Genomic DNA, 23075 nt, shown 5'->3' with positions numbered 1-23075 from the left:
ATCATGTCCCGATCCACATCCCAAGCCATCCCCGGCCTGCACCACGTCACCGCCATTTCCGGCCCGCCACAGGACAACCTCGATTTCTGGATCGGCACGCTGGGCCAGCGGCTGGTCAAACGCACGGTAAACTTTGACGATCCGGGCACCTATCATCTTTATTACGGCGACGCCGATGCGGCACCGGGATCGATCATGACCTTCTTCCCTTTCGTGGACGCAGGCCCGGGCCGCGCTGGCGCGGGCATGGCCTCTGCCGTTGCCTATGCCATTCCAGACCTTGAGCAGCGCATGGGCAACCTCGCCGAAGCTGCGATTGATTTCGAGGGCCCGTTCGAACGCTTCGGCGAACGCGCGATTGCCCTGAAAGACCCGGATGGTTTGCGGGTGGAGCTGATCGAAGGCGGCGCGCGCGACGATGGATTCCATTCGGTGACGCTCTGGCTCGACGAGGTGGAACCCACCGCCAGAGTGCTGGAGGCGATGGGCTATGTGCGTGAGGCCGAAGATGCCACCGCAACCGGCGGCACGGGGGGCACAGAGACGCGTGTGCGTTATCGTTCCACTGACCCGGAGCGGGGATCGGCCGTGGATCTGATGACCTCGGATAGCCGTTCTATCGGGCGGCCCGGGGCAGGGACCATTCACCATGTGGCTTTTCGGGCGCGGGACGGTGAGGAACAGCAGGAATGGCGCAAGCGGCTGTCTGGCGTGGGCATGCAGGTCACGCCGGTAATCGACCGGCAGTATTTCGACGCGATCTATTTCCGCACCCCCGGTGGCGTGCTGTTCGAGATCGCGACCGATCCGCCGGGCTTTGCCGTGGACGAAGACGCCGACCGTCTGGGCGAGGCGCTGAAACTGCCCGAGAAATACGAGGCGCATCGCGCGCGTATCGAGCAGATCCTGCCCGAAATCCGGGTGCCGTCATGAGCGGCGCGCTGGAGGCAAAAACCCGCGGCATCGGTCCGCATGCGGGGCAACGGCTGGTCACGGCCGGGGCACCGCTGCACCGGGCGCGACTGGCTGTCGTGATGCTGCATGGTCGCGGCGGGGCACCCGAGGATATGGTTGGTTTGGCCGACTACCTCGCCCTGCCGGATCTGGCGGTCCTCGCTCCAACGGCGGCGGGCCGATCCTGGTGGCCCGACTCTTTCCTTGCCCCGCTGGAGGCGAACGAGCCTGGGCTTGGCAGCGGGCTGAGTGTCGTCTCATCGCTGCTGGACGATCTGGCAACGCAAGGCTTCGGCCCGGAACGGATCGTCCTTGCGGGGTTCTCTCAAGGCGCGTGCCTTGCCATCGAAGCGGGCGCGCGGTTTGCCCGTCCGTTCCGCGCCGTCGCGGCGCTTTCAGGTGGCCTCGTCGGCACCGGCGAAGCGGGCGGGCCGCCGCTGGCGGACCTGTACGACCGTCCGGCCAAGCGGTTCGACTATGGCGGGCGCCTCGATGGTGTGCCGGTCCTGCTGGGCTGTCACGAACAGGATCCGCATATCCCGCTGTCTCGGGTTCGTGAAAGCGCCGAGGTTCTGGGCACCATGGGCGCGCAGGTCGACACGATTATCATGCCCGGCACCGGCCATGGTATCGTTGCCGACGAGGCGGCGTGGCTGCGCAAACATCTGAACGACAAGGGAGGTGCCGATGCGCACTGATTTCGAGATCACCCGCGAAGAGACCGACAGCAAGGGCCGCTATGCAACCGTGGTCGACGGCCATGAGGCCGAGATGACCTATTCCCGCGCCGGGACCGCGACGATCATCATTGATCACACCGGCGTACCCGATGCGTTGCGCGGGCGCGGCGTCGGCCAGGCTTTGGTGCGCCGCGGGGTCGAGGATGCCCGCGCCGAGGGCCGCAAGATCGTGCCGCTCTGCCCCTTTGCCAAGGCGCAGATCGCCAGACACCCCGAATGGCAGGATGTCCTCCAGGGCTGAAACCTGCAAAACTGAACAGGAAAGAAGGAGAGATATCATGAGCTGGAGCCCTTGCCCCGACCCCGTTCCGGGAGACGCCAAAAGCGTCGATGCGGTAGAGACCCTGATCGTGCCCCGCGCCGTCGATCTGGGCGAGATGGAGGTGCGCCGCGCGCTGCCCTCCGACAAACGCCAGATGGTGGGGCCGTTCATCTTCTTCGATCAGATGGGGCCCGCCGAATTCCTCACCGATCAGGGCATCGACGTGCGCCCGCACCCGCATATCAACCTTGCTACACTGACCTATCTGTTCGAGGGTCAGATCCTGCATCGCGACAGTCTCGGGTCCGACATCGCGATCGAGCCGGGGGCAGTAAACTGGATGAAAGCGGGCAAGGGGATCGTGCATTCCGAACGCACCGCCCCGGAACGGCTGGCCAGCGGTCAGCGTCTGTTCGGGTTACAGACCTGGATGGCCTTGCCCGAGAGCGAAGAAGAATCCGATCCCGCCTTCATGCACCATGGCAAGGCAGACCTGCCGCAGGTCAAGGCCGAAGGTCTGACTGCGCGGCTGATCGCGGGCTCCGCCTTTGGTGCCACGTCGCCGCTCAAGACCGCGTCCGACACGCTCTATGCCGATGTGACACTGGCCCCCGGCGCGAAAGCACCGATCGTGGCGAATACCGAAGAGCGGGCGCTCTACACCATCCGTGGGAAGATCGAGATCGCCGGAAGTACCTTTGAACCCGGCCAACTGCTTGTCCTGCGTCCCGGCGACGAGATTACCGTTACAGGAGTGTCTGACGGCACCGGCGACCACGCCCGGTTCATGCTGTTCGGCGGCGCGCCGATGGACGGCCCACGCTATATCTGGTGGAACTTCGTGTCATCGCGACGCGAACGCATCGAACAGGCGCGCGAGGAGTGGCGGCGCGGTCGGTTCGAAACCGTACCCGGCGACGAGGAAGATTTCATTCCGGTGCCCGAGGGCAGACCCAAGATCCAACGCGCAGAGGGCGGGGTGCATTACCCGTGAAGACCTTGCCGATCCCATGTGCCGCCGTTGCCCTGCTCGCGGCAACGGCGGGCTCTCCCGTATTCGCTGCCGACCCTGACGGGGGTCGGGCAATGTTCGGTCTTGTCGGCATGGAGCTGGCGTTTCTCGAAGCTTTGGCGCTTATTGCTCTCGCCTGCATTTTCGTGCCGTTGTCACGCAGGCTGGGTTTGGGCACGGTGATCGGCTATCTCGTGGCAGGGGTGGTCGCGGGCATCGGTCTGTCGATTTCTTTTACCCGCGATCCCGGAGAGCTGCTGCATTTCGCCGAGTTCGGCGTGGTGCTTTTTCTCTTTGTGATCGGCCTGGAATTCCGCCCCGCGCGGCTGTGGGAGATGCGCGGTACGATCTTTGGCCGGGGACTGGCGCAGGTCATGGTCTGTGCCGCCCTGCTGACCACGGCCGCCCTCGGCGTCGGACTTGATTGGCGCGCGGCGCTGATCATCGGGTTGGGGCTGGCGTTGTCCTCCACCGCGCTGGTCATGCGTGGCATTGACGAGAGCGGCGCGCGCAATTCTGCATTCGGGCAGACCGCCATCGCGGTGCTGCTGTTCGAGGATCTGGCCATCGTCCCTTTCCTCCTTCTGGTCACGCTGCTTGCCCCCTCTGGCGAGGAAGCGACGCTGGCCGAAAGCCTGCAATCCACGGCCATCGGCCTCGGTGCCATCGCCCTGCTGATCGGGATCGGGCGCTATGCGCTCGACCCGGTGTTCCGCATTGTCGCCCGCACCCGCACGCCCGAACTTATGACCGCCGCCGCATTGGGCGTTGTGGTCTTTGCCGCGCTGATCATGGCCTCGGCGGGCCTGTCTTACGCCATGGGGGCCTTCATCGCCGGGGTGATGCTGGCCGAATCCTCCTATCGCCACGAGGTCGAAGCCGATATCGAACCCTTCCGGGGCCTGTTCCTTGGGCTCTTTTTCGTCGCAGTGGGGCTCTCGCTTGATCTTTCTGCCGTGGCCGACAACTGGATGATCATCATGCTGGCGGTGCCGATCACGGTGGCGCTGAAGGGGATCGGTGCCTATGGCGTGAACCGCGCCTTTGGCACGCCGCATCCGACCGCGCTGCGCATCGCCTTCGCCATGGGGCAGCACGGCGAATTCGGCTTTGTCCTGTTCGCCGCCGCCAGTTCCGCGCTGATCCTGCCCGGCGACGTTTCCTCGATCGTCGTGGCAATCGTCACGCTGTCGATGGCGCTGTCGTCGCAATCCGACCGCGCCTATCGCATGGTCATGGGAAAGCCCGAGCGCGAGACGATCGACGAGGATTATTCCGACGCACAAGGATCGGTGCTGATCGTCGGATTTGGCCGGTTCGGACAATTAGTGGCGCAGCCGCTGATCACGGAAGGGATCGCCGTGACCCTGCTTGACCATGATGCCGACCGTATCTGCGAGGCAAAGCGGTTCAACGAGCGGGTTCATTTCGGCGATGGCACGCGGGCCGAGGTTCTGACCGCCGCCGGGGCCGCCACAGCCAGCGCCATCGTGGTGGCCACCGATACCCCCGAGACGTCATTCGATATCGTAAGGACGGTGCGCCGGAAGTTCCCAAACGCCGCTCTGCTCGTTCGTGCGCATGATCGGATCCACGCGGTGCGTCTCGCTGGAGAAGGCGTGCCTAAAGATACGATTCTGCGCGAAACCCTGCTGTCGGCCCTGGCCCTCGGCGGGCAGACATTACGCGCTTTGGGCTATGCAGATGGAGACGCCGAGGCAGTCGTAACCCGTGTGCGCAAGCGCGATGCCGCGCGGCTTGACGCGCAGATCGTCGCGGCGCGTGACAAGAACGAGCGGGACGCTATCGTGGCTGCCATTGCTCCCGAACCGGTGGGGCGAGATTAAAGTGAGGCCCGAGGCCCGCGGGACCACTGGGCACAAAGTGATACTGTATCCTGAAATAGGCGGGCAGCCTGGATCGCTTCTCATAGATATAGCGGGACTGCCCGCTCTGACGGTTTGCAAGGTCTCGTCGGTTCGGATCGTGACTGTGCGCTGGCGAACGAGCCGGAAGCAATCAAAACCAACGTCCCGGTCGCGTTGATAATTGTCTTGATCAAAGGCATCGCGTGTCTCCGCCAAAATTGTAGCAACACGTTATTTATCATCGAAATGCGCCCAAAATCAAACCACGAATGCGCGCGGTCGAAGGCCCGGACCATGCCCCAGGAGCGTGACACTCGGCGGTGCCGCGAGCAGGGTCACTGGCCGGTTCGGCACCACCGGATAGACCAAGGGCCGACCATGCACTAGCATTCGGAACGGGCCACTCGACAGGAGCAGACCACCTCATGCCAAATGATCCTTCGTCATGAAGATGCTTCGCGGCGTATTGAAGTGGCTGATGGTCGTGTTGTTTGTCGTGATGGCCGCTGTTGCCTTCCAGATCTACCGCAACTCCGGGGACAAAGCCCTCCCGAATGCTCCTCTGGAGGGTCTGCGCGTAGCGAGCTACAATGTGCATTACATCGTCATGGGCCAGGCAACCGGGCCATGGTCGCGCGGCGATTGGGGCCGGCGGCGCGGTCCGCTCGATCTGGCACTCAAGGAGATGGACGCGGATGTCGTTGCATTTCAGGAGATGGAAAGTTTCACCCGCGGCGGCGTGAGCCGTGACAATCTTGCACTCGACTGGTTGCTGGAGCGCAACCCCGACTCCGCAGCCGCCGCAATCGGCGATCCTGTGGAATTTCCGTCAACCCAGCCGATCTTCTACAAGACCGAACGACTGGAGCTGCTGGAGCAGGGGTGGTTCTTCTTCTCGGATACGCCGGACACCATCTATTCGCGCACGTTCAACGGCTCGTACCCCGCATACGCGTCCTGGGCGCGGTTCCGCGAGCGAGGGTCGCAGACGGAATTCAGGATCGTCAACATCCACACCGATTATGCCAGCCGGTCCAACCGCCTGCGCTCGATCGACCTGGTGGCAGCGCGTGTCGCGCCCTGGCTGGCGGCCAAAGAGACGGTGATGGTGGTCGGCGACATGAACGCCCGGCGCGGCGACCGGGGCGTGGAGATCCTTGAGAACGCGGGATTCACCATTGCGCCCGTCGAGGGCGCAACGTATCATTTCAACCGCGGGATCAACCTGTTCAGCGCCATCGACCATATCGCCTGGGCCGGGGACGTCATCCTGTCCGGACTGCCCGTGGTTCTCAGGCACCGTTTCGATGGCGAATGGCCCACGGACCACTATCCCGTGGTCGTGGACTTCTTGCTGCCACAGAGGCCCAGACAGGATGCTGAATAAATTGGCGCTCAGCCGCACCGCTCGGCAACATCGCGGACCGCAATGCGCCTTGCAGATGCTTCAGCATGAACTGAACGACATAAGTTGCCGTGAACTTCAATTTCGCAGCGCAATTAACCGGACATACGTTCTAGAGAACCGTCGCGTTTGATCAGGTGATGCCAACCGACTGCCATTGCGATGTGCCCGAGCACGAGAAGTCCGACTATCCAGCCCAGTGTCGCATGCCATTCTTCCAATGCCTGCAAGGAGGCCACTCTCGTTTCGCGGGGCGGAAATATCTCGATTCCGAGATAGCTGAACCCGCGGATGTCACCCGCCTCGGCAGCAAGAGCGGCCACCGGAACGATCACCATGAGGGCATAGATTGCCACATGCCCCGCTGTCGCGGCCTGCCCGATGAGACCTGTATGGGCAGGCGGACGCCGACGCATGTTCGCCAGGCCCCAGGCACCGCGTAGCAGGACCAGCAGGAAAAGCGTGACGCCGAGCGTGTGATGATAGCTCCATAATAACTCGCGGAACGTGTCTCCGCGCGGAAGCGTCAGGCGTGCACCGGCAGACAGGAATTGCGCTGCAAACAGCGCAGCCATGCCCCAGTGCAGGGTTCGACTTATGACGCCGTAGCGGTCAGGGTTGTCGGATAGGTCAGGCATAAACTCTCCGTATGGTCGTGTTGTCGATAGTTTTAATGTTTCTTTGGGGTATGAGCCGGACGATACTGCCGTTTTAGACTTTTGAGACGATTGTGTTCATCAGAGCTTGAAGCTCACCAAAATATCCTGCCGTTCTGGCGGGGCGATTGGGGTCTGACGTAATGGTAATCGTCAGATCGAGGGACGGAACAACCGCGAAGACCTGACCACCGTAACCCCGTCCATAGGCGGCCCGATGTCCGCCGATCGAGGTCAGGAACCAGCCGTAGCCATAGTCGTCGCCGGTATATTGCGACTGGACCCGCGGCTCCCAGGATGTAGCGATCCACGAGGCAGGCACCACTTGCGTGCCGTTCCATGCGCCATCGTTCAAGACCATCTCGCCGACGCGGGCAAGCGCGCGGGGTGACAAGGCCATCTGGTTGCCACCCATATAGTTGCCCTGCGGATCGCGCTCCCATGGCGCAATTTCGATGCCCAGCGGCGCGCCGAGCCAGCCGCGTGCAAGGTCCAGCAGATTACGCCCCGTGGCGCGGGCGAATATCGCGCCCAGCAGATGCCAGCCCCCCGTCGAATAGATATAGCGCCCGCCCGGTTCGGCCACGAGGTCGCGGGTCAGGACGAAATCGATCCAGTCACGGCTCGCGACCCAGGCACCGTAATCCTCGCCCGAGGTGCTGGCCAGTCCAGCCCGCATCGACAGCAGGTCTCCGACGGTGATCTCGTCGCGCGCATCGCCGGTTGCGGGGCGCCCCAACGCCGACAACACCCGCACTTCCGCGCCAGCCAGGGCGTCGCGGTCAATCGCTATGCCCGTCATAAGCGCCAGAAGGGTTTTCGAAACGGATTTGACATTTGCCGGCGTGCCGAGGCCGGGCCCGGCAAAAGCGCGCTCGAAGACAGTCGCTCCCCCACGCCGCACGACAAGCGCGTGCAGTTGGTCGAGGTCGCCCTGCCAGCGCTCCGATTTCGTCCATCCCCGGGGTCTGCGCAAATAGCGGTGTCGTCAATAATGTGGGCGCGGCAAGTGCCGCCGTCCACTGAGCCAAGGTTTTGCGTCGTGTGTAGTGCATGGTTCGACCTGTCTGTTGTTCCCGATCCGACAAGCCCGTCAGACCGGGCCTGCCGATGCCGACGGGCGGGCGGTCGTCGCGCCCGCCTGTCCGGTCCATTACCTGCGGTGTTGCAGCGTCAGCGCGCCGTCACCGTCGCGGTCCATCCGTTCGACGATATCGCGGAACCGGGTATCCAGTTCATCGGCATCGATAACACCGTCGCCGTTCGCGTCGAGTTTCTGAAACGCGTCGACCATCCGCGAACGGGTGAATTCACGATACAGCGTGTCGAATTCCTCGATGCTGAGCGCGCCGTCGCCCGAGGTGTCGGCTTCGCCCACCTTGGTTGCCCGATAGGCGTCCACCTCTTCCTGCGTCACCGCGCCATCGCCGTCGGCATCTATTTCGTTGAAAAGGGTCCGGAATATCTCGGACCCACCGCGTCCCCAGAATGTGCGGTTGCCGCGACGTCCTTTATGGTTGTACTCTCGACGCTTTGCGCTCCTGTCGCTGGGGGCCTCAACCCGCTCCGCCCTGGTTTGCGGCGCGGCGGTTTCCGCGTCATTGCCACTTGTCTGAGCCAGAGCCACATTCGTGCCTGCTCCGGACAGCGCAAGTGTGAGCAAACCGATGGTAAGAAATCTTGAATTTTTCATTGTCTCATCCCTTTTTGATGCGGAGAACGAAAGCCCAATCGCCTCCGATGCATCCGAAATAGGAAAGCCCGGCCAACAAGGCATGTCACACAACAGCGAGTTTTGTCGCTGATTGTCGCGGGGCGCGGGGCTGATACATTTTGCGACAAACAAGGCGGCCTTTGCCGTGACGGTGCGTGTGAAGCCGGTTAAATACCTCACGATAAATCGGACAACAAAACGCAATATCATCGAAAGTCGTCGTTCTTGGAACCCACCAGCCCGCAAGTCCTGATCGTTGACGATGCCCGCGATATCCGCGAGCCGCTTGGGCAGTATCTGCGCAAACAGGGCTTTCGTACTCAGCTTGCCGCCCATGCAGGCGAAGCCCGGCAGATCGTGGACCAGAGCAACCTGGCGCTGGTCGTGCTCGACATCATGATGCCGGGCGAAGACGGGCTTAGCCTGTGCCGCTGGCTGGTGGCGCGAGGCGGGCCGCCGGTGATCTTGCTGACCGCCATGGCCGATGAGACCGACCGCATTGTCGGATTGGAACTGGGCGCGGACGACTATGTGGTCAAACCGTTCAACCCGCGCGAGCTTCTGACCCGTATCCGTGCTGTGTTGCGCCGCATGCGGCCCCCAGAGCGACTGGTGGCGTCGGCAAAACGGCGGTTCGAAGACTGGATACACGATCCGACCCTGTTCGCGCTTTTCGACAAGAATGGCCGGGAGGTGGGCCTGACCTCCGGCGAGAGCCGCCTTCTTGAAGTCTTTCTCGATCACCCCCACACGGTCCTGAGCCGCGATAGATTGTTGGACCTGACAGCCGGGCGCGAGGCCAAGGTCTATGATCGGGCCATCGACAACACGGTGAGTCGCCTACGACGCAAGATTGAGTACCCCCATTGCGAACCAGTGACACCACCCTGACGTGCATGGATTTTTCCGTGTTATCAAAGGGGCTTGCGAGAACGACCGAACCTTATAGACGCGCAGCTAGGCCGAAGTTGGGCTCAGAATGGCCCTCCGGCTTCGTCTGGGCGAACCTCGCCCGTTCCGGTTCTGTCCAATTTTACTGTTACTTTTCAGTAACCTGCCTGCGAACCCTGCCAAAATCCGAACGTGCGTTCCGAACGACATCGATGGCAACATAGCCAGAAGGCGTGGTAGGCGCGTTGCTTGGGATGCCAGCGTAAATTGGCGGTTTTCTTGGGTGGGTTCGCATCCCAAACCCCCAAGGAATAGTCATGTTTTGTCTTCTTCGCCCGCAAGCATGGTCTCGACTATCGCCGCATAGCGGTCTGCAAGCTGGCGCACGTCTTGATGCGCGAGTTCAATAATCTGCCTGAGCCTTTGGTTGTCTCTTATCGGAACATAGTCATGTTTCGCCATATGAGCCTCAATCGCAGCAATCCTATCCGTTTCGTGAGCGAGGAAAGCGCGATAGTCTTGGTCGGCTTTCGTAGAGTTGCAAGATCGGCAAGCCGGAACAAGATTGCCGAGGCGGTGTTCGCCAAGGGCAGTGCGATTGATCGGAATGACGTGCTCCATCACCAGATCACCCGCCGCACCGCAATAGGCACAGCGTTGGTCGAAATCGGAAATGACTGCCTGCCACTGGTCGGCATTGAATTGTTCGTCGCCAATGCGGCTGAGAAGGTGTCGGACAAAAGCGTTTTGGGCGATGCCGATGGCACTGCCCCGGTAGCGACCCCGTGCCGCGCGCTCTTTGGCTGCGATCGAGGTTGGTGCCTCCTGCGGGCTAAGATCTGGCGCAATGTTTAGCTTTGCCAGATATCGCCGAAAGAGAGGAAGGCTCTTGCTGGTCGGTGGGTTGAACCATTGACTTGTCACCCGAACCGGGATGCCGTGAACGTCATGTATGGCATTGTAAAAACGTATATGCTCTTCTGGCGCGATTTTCGAGACAGGTTTGCAGAAGGGATAATTTATATCAAAGGTTTCTTTTGAATATTGGGGGTCTTGGAGCCGCGCAAATTCCGAAGGATCGCTAGTTTTGCAGTATTGAAAGATTGCGGAGATGTTGCGCTTGACGAATTGACCGATTTTCATGAGGGGCTCCAGGAATGTTGAGGGATCTTAACTGGATCGAAGTTTTCACGCGACCAGCATTTGTGATCTGGCCGCAACAGAAATCAGTCAAACACCTGCTCCGGTGCTCGATCCACGGCAGCTCCGCTATGCCGCAAAGGTCAAAGGTTGACAGCACCGAGGGCTCGCGCCGCAACTCCAGCCGCTCCAGAACGGAGAGCGAGAGCCATGGCCAGCCCGGTCTTGCGGCTGAGGCCGCCCTTGGTGCGTTTCGTGCGGTGCCAGACGGCGGCGAAGGTGCTCTCGGTCGGGTTTGACGTGCAGATATGCTTGCCAGCACTTGTGCGCGTTCCGCCGGATAGTCGTAGAAGGTCAGCAGCGCGTCGCGGTCCTTGACCAGCTTGCCGACGCCCACGAAAAAACTGGAGGATTGGCGTAGGCACTACAAGGAGGATCGTCCTCACAGCGCGATCGGGTACAGCGTCCCGATTACCATGCACTATTCCGATGACGTCAACGGCCCGTCATCGTGAAACAGCCGGAAAATTTCAGCTTCGAACGGTCCAACCTTGGGGAGCAGAGCAAATGCGTCCAAAGACTCATGTAGCAGTGCTTGAGACCGCAGACGCTCGGGTCTATGTCTGCACGCAACTTTGCGTAGGAGCACCCATGCCCGTTTTTCTCGACACCACCCAACCGGATTTCGAGTCCCAGTTTGCGGCAGTTCTGTCAGCCAAGCGCGAGGACAGCCCGGATGTGGATGACATTGTCGCGGAAATCATCGCCGATGTCCGGACCCGCGGCGATGCGGCTGTGCTGGAATTGACGGCAAAGTTCGACCGGTTGGATTTGTCATCCGATGGCTTGGCCTTCACCCCGGCCGAGATCGAGGCGGAATGCGCGAAGGTTTCAACCGAAGACCGCATGGCGCTGGAAACCGCAGCCCAGAGGATCCGTGCGTATCATGTGCGCCAGATGCCCGAGGATGCGCAGTGGACGGACCCTGACGGCGCGACGCTTGGTTGGCGCTGGACGCCGGTATCGGCCGCGGGGCTCTATGTGCCGGGCGGGCTGGCAAGCTATCCATCCTCTGTCCTGATGAATGCCATTCCCGCGAAGGTGGCAGGGGTGCAGCGGCTGGCGATCACGGTGCCGACGCCGGATGGCGTGATCAATCCGCTGGTCCTGCTTGCGGCGCGCATTGCCGGTGTGGATGAGATCTACCGGATCGGGGGCGCTCAGGCGATTGCGGCGCTGGCCTATGGGACGCAAACGATTGCGCCGGTGGACAAGATCACCGGACCCGGAAATGCCTTTGTCGCGGCGGCGAAGCGGCGGGTGTTCGGCAAGGTGGGCATCGACATGATCGCGGGTCCGTCCGAGATCCTGGTGATTGCGGATGCGGAGAACGATCCCGACTGGATCGCGCTAGATCTGATGAGCCAGGCCGAACATGATGAAAGCGCGCAATCGCTGCTGATCACCGATGATGCGGCTTTCGGCCAACGCGTGGCGCGGGCGGTGGAGGCGCGTCTGCAAACGCTGGAACGCCGAGACATCGCAGGCGCAAGCTGGCGTGACTATGGTGCCGTGATCGTGGTGCGCGATCTGGCCGAGGCGGCGGCGCTGTCAGATCGAATCGCGCCGGAGCATCTTGAACTATGTGTGGCAGACCCCGAAGCGCTTGCCGAGAAAACCAACCATGCAGGCGCGATCTTTCTGGGGCAGTGGACCCCGGAGGCCATTGGGGATTATGTCGGTGGTCCGAACCATGTGTTGCCGACGGCGCGCTCTGCGCGGTTCTCTTCCGGACTTTCGGTAATGGATTTCATCAAGCGGACGACGATTGCAAAGATGACACCGGCGGCGCTGCGGGTGATCGGACCTGCGGCGGAACGGCTGGCGCGGTCGGAATCGCTTGAAGCACATGGGTTGTCGGTGACGGCAAGGCTGAACAAGCTGAACGAGAAGTAGCGCGAGGCAGGTTAACCGACGACGCGGTCCCGTTCCTCGTTGCCTGCGGATTCTATTGGCAGGGTGCCCGTTTCGCCCTGCCAGAGGTCCATCCGAATACAACTTCCGTAGATTTCACCCTTTATAACGACACATTTTCTTGGCGAATTACGACAGCATTGTGCTGCATTGCAGCACAAGCTACTATCGTGCGGATAACCTGAGGAACCGCGCCCATGTCCCGCATCAGCCATATTGAACTGGACGACGCCAATCTGCCGCCGCCAACCCCTGAGATCGATCAGGAGCGGCGCGTTGCGATGTTTGACTTGCTTGAGGCCAACAGCTTTGTGTTACCCGCGCGCGACGATCGGCTTGTGCCATCCGGACCTTATCATGTGGGGCTTTCGATCCGCGACAAGCGGCTTGTATTCGATGTCGTGACCGAAGAACACGAAAAGGCCGCAGAGTTCCATCTTTCGCTGTCGCCGTTCAGGCAGGTGGTCAAGGACTACTTTCAGATATGCAAAAGCTATTTCGACGCGGTGAAATCCCTGCCGCCCAGTCAGATTGAAACCATTGATATGGCACGCAGGGGTATCCACAACGAAGGTGCCCGCATTCTGGAAGAGCGTCTTGACGGCAAGGCAGAGGTTGATGCCGACACTGCCCGCCGCTTGTTCACCCTGATCTGCGTCCTGCATTTCGGGGGTTGACGCCGTATGTCGGCACTCCCTCAATCTGTCCTTTTCTGCTGCGATCACAATGCTGTACGTTCGCCCATGGCCGAGGGCATAATGAAGCATTTTTACGGACACGATGTCTATGTCCAGTCGGTTGGCGTCGTGAACGATCTGGAAATTGACGGGTTCGCTATCGCAACCTGCGCCGAGATCGGGGTGGAGCTTTCCCGCCACCGCTCGCGCAGTTTTGACGAGATGGAGCAGTTGGGGGACACGCTGTCCTCTTTCGATCTGATCGTGGCACTGTCACCGGCGTCACAGCGGCGCGCCCTGGATCTGACCCGGTTTTACCATCTGACGGTTGAATATTGGCCTGTCATGGACCCGACCAGCCTGGGTGAAACCCGCGACACCAAGCTGAGCGCCTATCGTCAGACACGCGATCAGATCGTCGACCAATTAACGCGTAAATGGGGGGCTTCACGGCGATGAGTTTTGCCCCTGCCTTTGCCAGTCTGACGACGGGTGCGGCGCGCTATATTTTGGCGATGCCATGAGGATTGCCACAGCCTCTTATCCGCTCGATGTGCTGGAATGCTGGGATGCCTACGCCGCCAAGCTGTCGGGCTGGGTGGCAGAGGCCTCTTCCAACGGGGCCGATCTGTTGGTCTTTCCCGAATATGCCGGGATGGAACTGGCGACCTTGGCGGGCCCGTCCGTGGTGGGCGATCTGGAGGCGTCGTTTCGCGCCGTGTCTGATCTTGTTCCTGACGCGGATGCGCTGCATGCGGATCTGGCCCGCCGCTATAAGCTGCACATTCTGGCAGGTTCCGCCCCGGTATTTGACCCATCGCTTGGGCAACGTCCGGTCAACCGGGCGAGGTTTTTTGCACCGAACGGTGCAATCGGCACCCAGGACAAACAGATCATGACCCGTTACGAACGCGAGGTTGCGGATATTATCCCCGGTGGGCCTTTGCGCCTGTTCGAGACGTCTTTGGGGCGAATCGGTATTCTGATTTGCTATGACAGCGAATTTCCGTTGTTGGGCCGGGCGCTTGCCGAGGCTGAATTCATGCTGGTTCCGTCCTGCACCGAGGCGCTGTCTGGCCACTCACGGGTGCGGACCGGTGCCATGGCGCGGGCGCTGGAATCGCAATGCGTAACGGTTGTCGCCTCGACTGTTGGCACCGCGCCCTGGACGGATCTTATGGATGTAAGTGTTGGAAAAGGCGGTATTTTCTGCCCGCCTGATACAGGGTTCCCAGCCACCGGCGTGATGGCGGAAGGCCAGCTTGACGAAGCGGGCTGGGTCTATGCCGATGTGGATCCCGCGGCTATTGCGCATGTCCGCCGCGACGGTGTGGTGCTCAACCGCGCCCACTGGCCTGAACAGGCGGGCCGGGCAGGCCCTATCACAATTGAACGAATGGGCTGAGATAGCCCTTGAAAATCTGGGGTTTTACGCCCATTTAAGAGCGCGCTTCGCATACTGGCGGAGTCGTTCACTTAGGAGAGAACATGGCCAAGGAAGATACGCTCGAATTCCCCGGTGTCGTGAAGGAACTCCTGCCGAATGCGACGTTTCGGGTCGAGCTTGAAAACGGCCATGAGATCATCGCACATACGGCAGGAAAGATGCGCAAGAACCGCATCCGTGTCCTTGCAGGCGACAAGGTGCAGGTGGAAATGACACCTTACGACCTGACGAAGGGTCGCATCAACTATCGCTTCAAGTAACCGTACTTGCAGTGAAATTCATTCTCGGATCGGGCAGCCCGCGACGGCTGGAGCTGTTGGCTCAGCTTGGGCTGACGCCAGACGACGTGCGCCCGCCCGATATCGACGAGACCCCTTTGAAAGCTGAACTGCCGCGCCCCTATTGTGCGCGCATGGCTGTAGAAAAGGTCCGTGCCGTCAAGGCGGATCCCGACGATCTGGTGCTTTGCGCCGATACGACGGTCGCCTTGGGGCGGCGTATCCTGGGCAAACCCGCCGATGCGGGCGAGGCCGCGCAATTCCTGCTGGCAATGTCGGGCAGGCGGCACCGGGTCATCACGGCCGTTGCCGTCAGGCGCGGCCACCGCGTCTGGGAAAAGGACGTGGTCACGCAGGTGCGGATGAAGGCAATCTCTGATCCGGAACTGAACTTCTATCTGCAAACCGGCGAATGGCGCGGCAAGGCAGGGGGCTACGGCATTCAGGGGCCGGCTCAGGCGTTCATCCCGTGGATTTCCGGCAGCTTTTCCGCAGTTGTCGGTCTGCCGCTTGCGGAAACGGCGGGCCTGCTTCAGGCGGCCGGATACCCCTTATTCAAGGACGCGTCATGAAGGGCCGACAGATCATTCTGGATACATTGCGCGACCGCGAGGCGGCGGCGCTGCTTGTCGATGGCGTGCTTGACGATCTGCTGATCGAACCGGATGGCCCACGCCCCGGCACGATCTACCGTGCGATTGCCGACCGACCCGTGAAAGGGATGGGGGGCATGTTTCTCAAGACACCCGACGGCATGGCGTTTCTGCGCAAGGGCACGGGGCTGCGTCCGGGCCAGCCGGTTCTGGTGCAACTGACCGGCTATCCCGAACCCGGCAAGGCGCTGCCCGTCACGCAACGCGTCCTGTTCAAAAGCCGGTATGCCATCGTCACGCCGGACGCGCCGGGCATCAACCTGTCGCGCAGCATTCGCGACGAGGAGGCCCGCGTCGAGATTCTGGAAATTGCGCATGAGGTGATGGACGGTCCCTACGGGTTGATCCTGCGCTCTGCCTGCGAACATGCCGAGCCGGAGGAGATTGGCGAAGACATCGCTTCTGTCCTGGCGTTGGCGACGCAGGTCATGGGGGATCTTGAGGGTCAAACGGAACTGTTGGTCGAAGGCGATGGGCCACACAGCCTTGCATGGCGCGACTGGACCGATCCGGCGGATGTCGAGGCCGAGCCCGGCGGGTTCGAACGGCTGGATGTGCTGGATCAGATCGACCTGCTGGCAAGCCCCGCCGTAACGCTGGGCGGTGGTGCAGAGATGTATGTAGAACCCACGCGCGCGCTGATCGCGGTGGATGTGAATACCGGCGGCGATACGTCTCCGGCGGCGGGCCTGAAGGCCAACATGGCTGCGGCGCGTCTGCTTCCGCGGGCCTTGCGGTTGCGTGGCCTTGGCGGGCAGGTGGTTCTTGATCTTGCGCCGATGCCCAAGAAGGACCGCCGAGGATTTGAGGCCGCATTGCGCAAGGCCTTCAAGACCGACAGCATCGAGACGGCGTTGGTTGGCTGGACGCCGCTTGGCAATTACGAACTGCAACGTCAGCGAGGCCGCGCGCCGCTGAACTGGACCGTGTGATGAACTGCCCGATCTGCGAGAAACCCACCGACCCGGCCTACCGTCCGTTCTGCTCGAAACGCTGCGCGGATGTTGACTTGGCCAAATGGTTGACCGGGTCCTACGCGATCCCTTCGACCGATCCGGATGATGTGGACGAAGTGCTCGACGCGTTGGAAGAGGCGCGCGAAGAGGGCGATTCCAAACCGCACTAGGCCGCGACGGCCTTGCCGAGCCTCGATTTGCGTCTTAGGCCTTGCGGAGCTTTGAAAGGTCGGGCGATGCAAGGCAATGCGATGATCCAGACGCGCGATGTCGTCCTTGTGGGCGGGGGTCACACCCATGCGCTGCTGCTGCGCATGTGGGCAATGAAACCGCTGGCAGGCGCGCGGCTGACCCTTATCAACCCGGACCCGACCGCGGCCTATTCCGGCATGTTGCCGGGATTTGTTGCCGGACATTACAGCCGGGATGCGCTGGACATAGACCTTGTGCGACTGGCGCGTTTCGCTGGGGCGCGGCTGATCCTTGGTGCTGCGAGCGGGTTGGACGTTGCGCATCGCGAAGTCCATGTGCCCGGTCGTCCGCCCATAGGGTTCGACCTGTGTTCGGTTGATGTTGGCATCACGTCTGCGATGCCGGATCTGCCAGGGTTTGCCGAACACGGTATCCCGGCCAAACCGCTGGCGGATTTTGCCGCCCGTTGGGAAGGGTTCCGCAACGGGACAGACCCGGCGCGGATCGCCGTGATCGGCGGCGGCATTGCCGGTGTCGAATTGGTTCTGGCGATGACCCATGCGCTGCGAGAGCTTGGGCGCGACGCCGAGGCGCATCTGATTGATCGCGGTGCGATCCTGAAGGGGATGGCCGCGCAGACGGTTGCCAAGATGCGCGCAGCGCTTGACGACTATGGTGTCACGGTGATCGAAGGTGCCGGGGTCGCCAGCGTCGAGCCGGATCATGTGATGCTGGCAGACGGTCGCCAGATCGTCAGCGATTTTACAACCGGGGCCGCGGGGGCAAGGCCTTACGGGTGGCTGTCACGGACCGGGTTGGACCACACTGACGGGTTCCTCAATATCTCGGCGCAATTGCAAACCTCTGATCCTCGGGTGTTCGCGGTGGGGGACTGCGCAGCGATGACCCATGCGCCGCGCCCGAAGGCCGGCGTCTACGCCGTGCGACAGGCCCCGGTATTGCTGGCAAATCTTCGCGCATGCCTGACGGATCAGTCCTTGCGCAGCTACCATCCTCAAAAAGACTATCTCAAGCTGGTGTCGATGGGCGGCAAGCGCGCCTTGGCTGAAAGGGCGGGCTTCGCAGTGTCAGGCGGGCTGATGTGGCGCTGGAAAAACCATATCGATCAGAAATTCATGGCCCGGTTCCAGAATTTGAAGCCGATGCCGCCGGCACCCTTGCCGCGCGACCGGGTGGCCGGGTTGGAGGATGCGCTGGGGCCTAAACCGCTCTGCGGTGGGTGTGGGTCAAAAGTGGGGCGGGGCGCTTTGCACGACGTGCTTTCTGGCTTGCCCGCGCCCACACGCGCCGACATCCACGCATTGCCGGGGGATGACGCGGCACTGTTGCAGATCGGCGGGAAGCAGCAGGTGCTGAGCACGGATCACCTGTCCAGCCTTATGGATGACCCCTACATCATGGCGCGGATCGCCGCCATTCACGCGCTTGGCGATATCTGGGCGATGGGGGCCGCACCTCAGGCGGCCACTGTCTCTGTCATCCTGCCACGGCTGTCTGATGCGCTGACCAAGCGTAGCCTGTCCGAAATCATGACAGGCGCGTCAGAAGTTCTGCGCGAGGCCGGTGCCGATATTGTCGGCGGACACAGTTCTGTTGGCGCGGCGCTGACCATCGGCTACAGCATCACCGGCCTGACCGAGGCGGCCGTAACGCTGGGTGGTGCCCGTCCCGGCGATGTGCTTATCCTCACCAAACCTATCGGCAGCGGCACCGTCATGGCGGCCGAGATGCAGTTGCAGGCCAGGGGTGCCTGGGTAGCCGAGGCGTTGCGTCACATGCAGCAATCGCAGGCCAAAGCGTCGCGTCTGCTGGCTGGTGCTCATGCGATGACCGATGTCACCGGGTTCGGCCTGGCAGGGCATCTGTTGAACATCTGCCAGGCAGCGGGCTGCGCGGCAGAGCTGCAAACCGCTCACGTCCCATTGCTGCCCGGCGCGCTGGAGCTTGCGCGGCAGGGCGTCCGCTCGTCGCTTTTTCCTCAGAACGCTGCGATGCATCCCGGTCTGCAAAGCGATCCGCTGACCGATCTGATGCTTGACCCGCAGACAGCGGGCGGTCTGCTTGCCGCCGTTCCCGAAGCAGATTGCCCCGGCCTGCTGCGTGATCTGCGCGCCGCCGGGTTTCCGGCGGTAAGGGTAGGGCATCTGTTGGCGGGTGCGCCGATGGTGAAATTTGTGACTGGCTGAGACAGATCACCCGGCCGGACTGTCTTTCATGTCCCAGCCCGCCACCATGTCCTCAATGCGCGCGGCGGCGGCGTCCAGTGCGGCGTCATCCAGCGCATTCATCGCGACCTCTCCCAGCGTTCGGGGGGCAACGCCCTTGCGCGATTTGGCATAGGCCGGATCATAATGTTGCTCCATCAATGCTTGTGTCAGCGCCAGCCGGTCATCGGCATCTATCAGCGCAAACCAGCCCTCGACCACCTCGCGTCCGCGAAAACTTTTCAACGGCGTTAGCCGTTCGCGCAGCCTGTCAGTGTCGGAGAGGATATCGTCATATGCGCGGTCAAGATAGGTTGCCCGCGCCGTGATGGGTGCCGTCACCTCGATCCAGGGAGCGGCGCGCATCACGGCCCACAGGCTGGGCGGCACCAGACACTCGCCCACCTTGCTCGATTCGGCCTCGATCACCACAGGGCGCGCGGGGTCCAGCCCGGCAAGCACTTGCGCGATGGCGGTTTCGAACCCTTTCTGGCTGGGTTGTGGGGCATCCATTTCGCCCAGTAACGACCCGCGATGCCGGGCCAGACCTTCCAGATCAAGCACCTGCACGCCCCGTGCCGACAGCCGATGCAAGAGATCCGTCTTGGCTGTCCCGGTATAGCCGCCCAGCAACACCGCCTTGAAGGGCAGGGGGTCAAGATGCAGCATCCGGTTTACCGCGCGCCGATAGCTGCGATAGCCCCCCTCGACCGTTTCGGCCTGCCATCCGATCTGGCGCAGCATCCACCCAAACGCGCCAGAGCGTTGCCCGCCCCGCCAGCAATAGACCAAAGGCCGCCAATCGCGATCCCTGTCTGCGAGCGGCCCTTCGATATGCCGGGCGGCGTTCTTAAATACCAAAGCCGCGCCGATCCGGCGCGCGAGAAAGCGGCTTTCCTGCACATAGATCGTGCCGACCCTGGCGCGTTCGGCGTTGTCGAGCACCGGAAGGTTGATGGCCCCCGGCACATGATCTTCGGCGAATTCTGCCGGGCTGCGCACGTCAATCACATCGTCGAACCCGTGGCCGAGAAACTCTGAAAAATCAAGGAAGTCCTGTGTCATGCGCGCCATCATATAGGCATGGCTCGCCGCCGAAAGGGCGAAGTTGACGGTGTCGCACGACGCCATCGGCCTTGCCGTGTGCCGGTCTGAGAAACTTGTTGCCAGAAGTCCCCGATTTTTAACGCTTCCCCTCTGGACACGCCCGCAACACAGGTCTAGAAGGCCTGCACCCGAACGTCGAGACGTTCCCCATGCCCGGGTAGCTCAGGGGTAGAGCAGTGGATTGAAAATCCTCGTGTCGGTGGTTCGATTCCGCCCCCGGGCACCATTATAACAATTGAAATATAGGCATATTTCCGTTGTGTATTGTCACTCAGTTTTAATTTTCATCTCATCGGGACGACAGACTTCTCTCCTTCGTTTGTTGCTTGAAGTCGACATTCTCGCACGTTTGCATTTCCGGCGAAACCAGATCGACATCATTTCATCTTCAGTGATCACTTGGAGATGACAGATGTACAATACAGCTACTGCCCACGACGTTCTGCTACCGATCGGGAAGGTATGCGAAATTCTATCCCGCTCGAAAGCGAGCATCTACCGGGACATCGACCGGGGAGCATTCCCGAAGGCACAGAAATTGGGCCGCTCGAGCCGCTGGCGACTGTCCGTTGTCATGCAAGTAGTGCGAAGGCACTTATCTGCCAGAATGCTTAGATGATCAGACTTCAGTGGATGAACCTCCAACTTCCGTTGCAGAAAACGCTTCTGAAACGGTCGTCGCAGAAGGAAGCGTTTCTCCGACGGAGGAGCCTTGATGCGATATTTCCTCTATAGCTGAAAGAATAGCATGGGACCGACGCTGAAGCACATCCGAGAACCCCGGTCACGCTCCCACATTGCAAAGGCAGACACGCTTAGATTGATCGGCACCTCTACCTCGACAGCCGACTTCAGGCCCTCACTCGCTTCACCTTTCTCGGCAGTATCCATATGTCTTGGCTACTCAAGGTAGCGCACTCGAACTGAGCGTAGCACTCTGCTGAGGGCAACTCTGCGGTTTGTCTGCTGTCCCCCGTCGGTTTCGAACCAAAGCGCGATTCGCAGGGCAGCTTCATAAAAAGTGCAAACGCAATAGCCGCAACGAAGGTTTGTTGTGTCGAGGACCAAGAACAACCCTGAATTTGGCTCGTCCTTCAATTTGTCCATGATGGCTGCACGACCAACCAGCTTGTTATATAGGCCGTTTGCCCCAACCTCCTTCATGCCAGGGTAAATATTGACTCATTTCAATTCGGAAGCCGCACCCGGGCGAAACCGGGCGGTAATCATCCTAATTTCCTTACCCCGTCTGCCGCTTGATTTGCGACCGGTTCCGTAGAGCTCTTTGTATAAGATGGTTTCTTCAGCTTGATCCTTCGCTATAATCTATCTGCTGTGACCACAAACTGAAGGGTGAAGTGGTCCCAGAAAACTGGACAGTCGGCTAAGGTGTATCCCAAACCTTTGAAGGGATACGAGAATGGCAAAGCGCCGGAACTTTACAGATCAGTTTAAGGCCAAGGTGGCGTTGGAAGCGCTTCGTGGCGACAAGACCGTGCAGGAGATCGCAGCGAAGCATCAGCTGCACCCTAATCAGGTCAGCACGTGGAAACGGCAGGCCATCGAGTGCATGGCGGATGTTTTCTCTGGCGGCAAACAGAGCGGTCCAACAGAAGCCGAGGTCAAGGAGTTGACGCCAAGATCGGGAGGTTGGCGGTTGAGAATGATTTTTTGTCGGAAGGGCTGAAGCGATGAACCCCGGCAAGAAACGCGCCATGATCAAACGGGATCACCCTGCGCTGAGTATCAGCCAGCAATGCAAACTGGTGCGGTTGAGCCGGTCGGCCTTCTACTACACGCCGCTCGGCATCAACGCGGACACGCTGGCTTTGATGAAGGAGGTCGACCGGGTCTTCACCAAATATCCGTTCTTCGGTAGTCGTCAGATCGCGGCTTATCTGCGAAGAGAAGGCACGGTCGTCGGACGTATAGCAGAGGGCCATTCCAAGCTCGAAGCAATCCGCTGCCTCAAACGATACATCGCACGTGAGGTCTTCAACATCATCGTACGTCGCCAAAAGCAGATCAATCAGACTCAAATCGCGGCTTGACACTTAGAAGGGCGTCCAGGGCAGCCAGTTCACCGGATCGGCCTGGATTACCACGCTGACTGAGGTGGGCGTGCGCATCTCGATGGACGGTCGGGGAAGATATCTCGATAACATCTTCATCGAACGCCTGTGGCGATCTCTAAAGCAGGAAGCCATATACCTTGAGGAAATCTCCGATGGCTTCCAGGCCCGCCGCGTCGTTAAGAACTGGATGGCTTTCTACAACACCCGACGGCCCCATTCCGCGCTTGATCGGCAGACGCCGGACGACGCATATTGGGCAGGCTTGGAAGAGCGACACGCAGCATGAAACCTAAACCCGATACACCTTAGAAACGCTGCGAAACTGTCCGAAAAGCTGGGACCACCTCAGGGTGGCTCTCCGGGTTTAACAGGACACTGTTGGCTTATGGCTGACAAACGATCGTTCCCGTCGCTCCAACTTCCGTGCATGCAGAAAAGAAGGATTGTAGGAGCCAGTAAAGTTGCACAAACGTGTGAGTGGGTCGCCTGAATAGCCCCTAGTATTGTAGACGCTTTTTTCCCTAATTTTGAGGCAAGGAGGCCATAATGGGGAAGCCAAATTTCAGTGGGGATTTCAAGCGCGACGCAGTGCATCAGATCACGGTATGTGGATATCCAGTTCGTGAGGTTTCAGAGCGCTTAGGCGTCAGCACCCACTCGCTTTACAAATGGATGAAGTTGTACGCAACGGCCGCGTCACATGCGTCATCTGTGGACCATGAAGCTGAGAACCGCCGGCTCAAGCGTGAGCTGGCGCGGGTGACGGAGGAGCGCGATATATTAAAAAAGGCAGCCGCGTACTTCGCCAAGGATGCAAAATGAAGTACGCGTTCGTCGCCGAGCATCGCT

The 23075-nt window shown here is 60.9% G+C and carries 25 protein-coding genes, 1 tRNA gene and 3 pseudogenes; 23 read left to right on the top strand and 6 right to left on the bottom strand.

Going from position 1 to position 23075, the window contains the following annotated elements:
- Positions 1–3: 3 nt before the first annotated feature.
- The 6 genes from DMZ65_RS17650 to DMZ65_RS17625 all read left to right on the top strand — a co-directional run bounded on the left by DMZ65_RS17650 (position 4) and on the right by DMZ65_RS17625 (position 6223).
- Positions 4–933 carry a ring-cleaving dioxygenase gene (locus DMZ65_RS17650; RefSeq protein ID WP_116600080.1) on the top strand — a complete coding sequence of 310 codons (930 nt, stop codon included), beginning with the start codon at positions 4–6 and terminating at the stop codon, positions 931–933.
- Complete coding sequence (locus DMZ65_RS17645) at positions 930–1652, top strand: alpha/beta hydrolase (protein WP_116600079.1); 723 nt, start codon at positions 930–932, stop codon at positions 1650–1652. The genes DMZ65_RS17650 and DMZ65_RS17645 overlap by 4 nt, the downstream gene beginning before the upstream one ends.
- Entirely contained in the window at positions 1642–1935 is a 294-nt protein-coding gene (locus DMZ65_RS17640; protein WP_116600078.1) for a GNAT family N-acetyltransferase, read from the top strand. Before DMZ65_RS17645 ends, DMZ65_RS17640 begins: the two co-directional genes overlap by 11 nt.
- A 37-nt stretch (positions 1936–1972) precedes the next feature.
- Positions 1973–2950 (top strand): pirin family protein, encoded by a 978-nt coding sequence (locus tag DMZ65_RS17635; RefSeq protein ID WP_116600077.1) that lies wholly within the window; start codon positions 1973–1975, stop codon positions 2948–2950.
- A 92-nt stretch (positions 2951–3042) separates the two neighbouring features.
- On the top strand, positions 3043–4815 hold the full coding sequence (locus DMZ65_RS17630) for a monovalent cation:proton antiporter-2 (CPA2) family protein (protein ID WP_116600076.1): 1773 nt from the start codon (positions 3043–3045) through the stop codon (positions 4813–4815).
- 466 nt (positions 4816–5281) lie between these two features.
- A complete protein-coding gene (locus tag DMZ65_RS17625) occupies positions 5282–6223 on the top strand; it encodes an endonuclease/exonuclease/phosphatase family protein (RefSeq protein WP_232825048.1) in 942 nt (313 codons plus the stop codon).
- A 113-nt stretch (positions 6224–6336) separates the two neighbouring features.
- Here DMZ65_RS17625 and DMZ65_RS17620 read toward each other — a convergent pair whose 3' ends face one another.
- The 3 genes from DMZ65_RS17620 to DMZ65_RS19760 all read right to left on the bottom strand — a co-directional run bounded on the left by DMZ65_RS17620 (position 6337) and on the right by DMZ65_RS19760 (position 8590).
- Positions 6337–6879: a cytochrome b gene (locus DMZ65_RS17620; protein WP_116600075.1), complete on the bottom strand. Its 543-nt coding sequence runs from the start codon at positions 6877–6879 to the stop codon at positions 6337–6339.
- Between the two features lie 73 nt (positions 6880–6952).
- Positions 6953–7873, bottom strand: coding sequence for a serine hydrolase domain-containing protein (locus DMZ65_RS17615; protein WP_232825047.1), 921 nt, complete (start codon positions 7871–7873; stop codon positions 6953–6955).
- A 177-nt stretch (positions 7874–8050) separates the two neighbouring features.
- Entirely contained in the window at positions 8051–8590 is a 540-nt protein-coding gene (locus tag DMZ65_RS19760; protein WP_198662730.1) for an EF-hand domain-containing protein, read from the bottom strand.
- 246 nt (positions 8591–8836) lie between these two features.
- Between DMZ65_RS19760 and DMZ65_RS19560 the strand changes: the two genes are divergently transcribed.
- The gene (locus DMZ65_RS19560; protein WP_157960675.1) at positions 8837–9502 is read left to right on the top strand and encodes a response regulator; all 666 of its coding nucleotides are present in this window, start codon (positions 8837–8839) and stop codon (positions 9500–9502) included.
- A 315-nt stretch (positions 9503–9817) separates the two neighbouring features.
- Here the strand turns inward: DMZ65_RS19560 and DMZ65_RS17605 are convergent, their stop codons facing one another.
- A complete protein-coding gene (locus DMZ65_RS17605; RefSeq protein WP_116600073.1) occupies positions 9818–10645 on the bottom strand; it encodes an HNH endonuclease in 828 nt (275 codons plus the stop codon).
- A gap of 140 nt (positions 10646–10785) precedes the next feature.
- A pseudogene (locus tag DMZ65_RS17600) lies at positions 10786–11033 on the bottom strand (IS256 family transposase); the annotation flags it as partial.
- Between DMZ65_RS17600 and DMZ65_RS17595 the strand changes: the two are divergent.
- From DMZ65_RS17595 to selD, 10 genes are all read left to right on the top strand, one after another.
- Complete coding sequence (locus DMZ65_RS17595) at positions 11017–11157, top strand: integrase core domain-containing protein (RefSeq protein WP_116600072.1); 141 nt, start codon at positions 11017–11019, stop codon at positions 11155–11157. The pseudogene DMZ65_RS17600 and the gene DMZ65_RS17595 overlap by 17 nt on opposite strands.
- A gap of 136 nt (positions 11158–11293) precedes the next feature.
- Positions 11294–12598 (top strand): histidinol dehydrogenase, encoded by a 1305-nt coding sequence (gene hisD, locus DMZ65_RS17590; RefSeq protein ID WP_116600071.1) that lies wholly within the window; start codon positions 11294–11296, stop codon positions 12596–12598.
- A gap of 215 nt (positions 12599–12813) precedes the next feature.
- Positions 12814–13293 carry a UPF0262 family protein gene (locus tag DMZ65_RS17585; RefSeq protein ID WP_084354494.1) on the top strand — a complete coding sequence of 160 codons (480 nt, stop codon included), beginning with the start codon at positions 12814–12816 and terminating at the stop codon, positions 13291–13293.
- A 6-nt stretch (positions 13294–13299) separates the two neighbouring features.
- Positions 13300–13752: an arsenate-mycothiol transferase ArsC gene (locus DMZ65_RS17580; protein WP_116600070.1), complete on the top strand. Its 453-nt coding sequence runs from the start codon at positions 13300–13302 to the stop codon at positions 13750–13752.
- A gap of 61 nt (positions 13753–13813) precedes the next feature.
- On the top strand, positions 13814–14698 hold the full coding sequence (locus DMZ65_RS17575; protein ID WP_116600069.1) for a carbon-nitrogen hydrolase family protein: 885 nt from the start codon (positions 13814–13816) through the stop codon (positions 14696–14698).
- A gap of 83 nt (positions 14699–14781) precedes the next feature.
- Positions 14782–15000 (top strand): translation initiation factor IF-1, encoded by a 219-nt coding sequence (infA, locus tag DMZ65_RS17570; RefSeq protein ID WP_005978431.1) that lies wholly within the window; start codon positions 14782–14784, stop codon positions 14998–15000.
- Positions 15001–15011: 11 nt separating this feature from the next.
- Positions 15012–15590, top strand: coding sequence for a Maf family protein (locus tag DMZ65_RS17565; RefSeq protein ID WP_116600068.1), 579 nt, complete (start codon positions 15012–15014; stop codon positions 15588–15590).
- Positions 15587–16603 carry a ribonuclease E/G gene (locus tag DMZ65_RS17560; protein ID WP_116600067.1) on the top strand — a complete coding sequence of 339 codons (1017 nt, stop codon included), beginning with the start codon at positions 15587–15589 and terminating at the stop codon, positions 16601–16603. Before DMZ65_RS17565 ends, DMZ65_RS17560 begins: the two co-directional genes overlap by 4 nt.
- Positions 16603–16797, top strand: a complete 195-nt coding sequence (locus DMZ65_RS17555) for a DNA gyrase inhibitor YacG (protein WP_116600066.1) — start codon at positions 16603–16605, stop codon at positions 16795–16797. The genes DMZ65_RS17560 and DMZ65_RS17555 overlap by 1 nt, the downstream gene beginning before the upstream one ends.
- A gap of 81 nt (positions 16798–16878) precedes the next feature.
- Positions 16879–19026 carry a selenide, water dikinase SelD gene (selD, locus tag DMZ65_RS17550; protein ID WP_232825046.1) on the top strand — a complete coding sequence of 716 codons (2148 nt, stop codon included), beginning with the start codon at positions 16879–16881 and terminating at the stop codon, positions 19024–19026.
- 6 nt (positions 19027–19032) lie between these two features.
- On the opposite strand, the gene mnmH is transcribed toward selD, so the two are convergent.
- Positions 19033–20109, bottom strand: a complete 1077-nt coding sequence (mnmH, locus tag DMZ65_RS17545; protein WP_116600089.1) for a tRNA 2-selenouridine(34) synthase MnmH — start codon at positions 20107–20109, stop codon at positions 19033–19035.
- Positions 20110–20302: 193 nt separating this feature from the next.
- On the opposite strand from mnmH, the gene DMZ65_RS17540 reads away from it, so the two are divergent.
- The 6 genes and pseudogenes from DMZ65_RS17540 to DMZ65_RS17510 all read left to right on the top strand — a co-directional run.
- Positions 20303–20377, top strand: a tRNA-Phe gene (locus DMZ65_RS17540).
- Between the two features lie 186 nt (positions 20378–20563).
- Positions 20564–20770 carry a helix-turn-helix transcriptional regulator gene (locus DMZ65_RS20055; RefSeq protein WP_116600064.1) on the top strand — a complete coding sequence of 69 codons (207 nt, stop codon included), beginning with the start codon at positions 20564–20566 and terminating at the stop codon, positions 20768–20770.
- Positions 20771–21571: 801 nt separating this feature from the next.
- A complete protein-coding gene (locus DMZ65_RS17525; protein ID WP_116600062.1) occupies positions 21572–21838 on the top strand; it encodes a transposase in 267 nt (88 codons plus the stop codon).
- Positions 21839–22073: 235 nt separating this feature from the next.
- A pseudogene (locus tag DMZ65_RS17520) lies at positions 22074–22202 on the top strand (IS110 family transposase); the annotation flags it as partial.
- 70 nt (positions 22203–22272) lie between these two features.
- Positions 22273–22512: an integrase core domain-containing protein gene (locus tag DMZ65_RS17515; RefSeq protein WP_157960674.1), complete on the top strand. Its 240-nt coding sequence runs from the start codon at positions 22273–22275 to the stop codon at positions 22510–22512.
- A gap of 260 nt (positions 22513–22772) precedes the next feature.
- Positions 22773–23075 (top strand): annotated as a pseudogene (locus tag DMZ65_RS17510) (transposase); the annotation flags it as partial.

The organism is Primorskyibacter marinus (assembly GCF_003313245.1).
Taxonomy (GTDB): Bacteria; Pseudomonadota; Alphaproteobacteria; order Rhodobacterales; family Rhodobacteraceae; genus Primorskyibacter; species Primorskyibacter marinus.
Note: the sequence above shows the minus strand (reverse complement) of the source record. Positions and strands in the feature narration are given on the sequence as shown.

What these genes read in the sequence shown, in the direction of transcription:
- DMZ65_RS19760 (WP_198662730.1), bottom strand. Translation starts at nt 8,590, where the DNA reads ATGAAAAATTCAAGATTTCTTACCATCGGTTTGCTCACACTTGCGCTG.
- DMZ65_RS17555 (WP_116600066.1), top strand. Translation starts at nt 16,603, where the DNA reads ATGAACTGCCCGATCTGCGAGAAACCCACCGACCCGGCCTACCGTCCG.
- DMZ65_RS17635 (WP_116600077.1), top strand. Translation starts at nt 1,973, where the DNA reads ATGAGCTGGAGCCCTTGCCCCGACCCCGTTCCGGGAGACGCCAAAAGC.
- DMZ65_RS17640 (WP_116600078.1), top strand. Translation starts at nt 1,642, where the DNA reads ATGCGCACTGATTTCGAGATCACCCGCGAAGAGACCGACAGCAAGGGC.
- selD (WP_232825046.1), top strand. Translation starts at nt 16,879, where the DNA reads ATGATCCAGACGCGCGATGTCGTCCTTGTGGGCGGGGGTCACACCCAT.
- DMZ65_RS17620 (WP_116600075.1), bottom strand. Translation starts at nt 6,879, where the DNA reads ATGCCTGACCTATCCGACAACCCTGACCGCTACGGCGTCATAAGTCGA.
- DMZ65_RS17645 (WP_116600079.1), top strand. Translation starts at nt 930, where the DNA reads ATGAGCGGCGCGCTGGAGGCAAAAACCCGCGGCATCGGTCCGCATGCG.
- DMZ65_RS20055 (WP_116600064.1), top strand. Translation starts at nt 20,564, where the DNA reads ATGTACAATACAGCTACTGCCCACGACGTTCTGCTACCGATCGGGAAG.
- DMZ65_RS17630 (WP_116600076.1), top strand. Translation starts at nt 3,043, where the DNA reads ATGTTCGGTCTTGTCGGCATGGAGCTGGCGTTTCTCGAAGCTTTGGCG.
- mnmH (WP_116600089.1), bottom strand. Translation starts at nt 20,109, where the DNA reads ATGACACAGGACTTCCTTGATTTTTCAGAGTTTCTCGGCCACGGGTTC.
- infA (WP_005978431.1), top strand. Translation starts at nt 14,782, where the DNA reads ATGGCCAAGGAAGATACGCTCGAATTCCCCGGTGTCGTGAAGGAACTC.
- DMZ65_RS17605 (WP_116600073.1), bottom strand. Translation starts at nt 10,645, where the DNA reads ATGAAAATCGGTCAATTCGTCAAGCGCAACATCTCCGCAATCTTTCAA.
- DMZ65_RS17525 (WP_116600062.1), top strand. Translation starts at nt 21,572, where the DNA reads ATGGCAAAGCGCCGGAACTTTACAGATCAGTTTAAGGCCAAGGTGGCG.
- DMZ65_RS17560 (WP_116600067.1), top strand. Translation starts at nt 15,587, where the DNA reads ATGAAGGGCCGACAGATCATTCTGGATACATTGCGCGACCGCGAGGCG.
- DMZ65_RS17575 (WP_116600069.1), top strand. Translation starts at nt 13,814, where the DNA reads ATGAGGATTGCCACAGCCTCTTATCCGCTCGATGTGCTGGAATGCTGG.
- DMZ65_RS17650 (WP_116600080.1), top strand. Translation starts at nt 4, where the DNA reads ATGTCCCGATCCACATCCCAAGCCATCCCCGGCCTGCACCACGTCACC.
- hisD (WP_116600071.1), top strand. Translation starts at nt 11,294, where the DNA reads ATGCCCGTTTTTCTCGACACCACCCAACCGGATTTCGAGTCCCAGTTT.
- DMZ65_RS17585 (WP_084354494.1), top strand. Translation starts at nt 12,814, where the DNA reads ATGTCCCGCATCAGCCATATTGAACTGGACGACGCCAATCTGCCGCCG.
- DMZ65_RS17625 (WP_232825048.1), top strand. Translation starts at nt 5,282, where the DNA reads ATGAAGATGCTTCGCGGCGTATTGAAGTGGCTGATGGTCGTGTTGTTT.
- DMZ65_RS17580 (WP_116600070.1), top strand. Translation starts at nt 13,300, where the DNA reads ATGTCGGCACTCCCTCAATCTGTCCTTTTCTGCTGCGATCACAATGCT.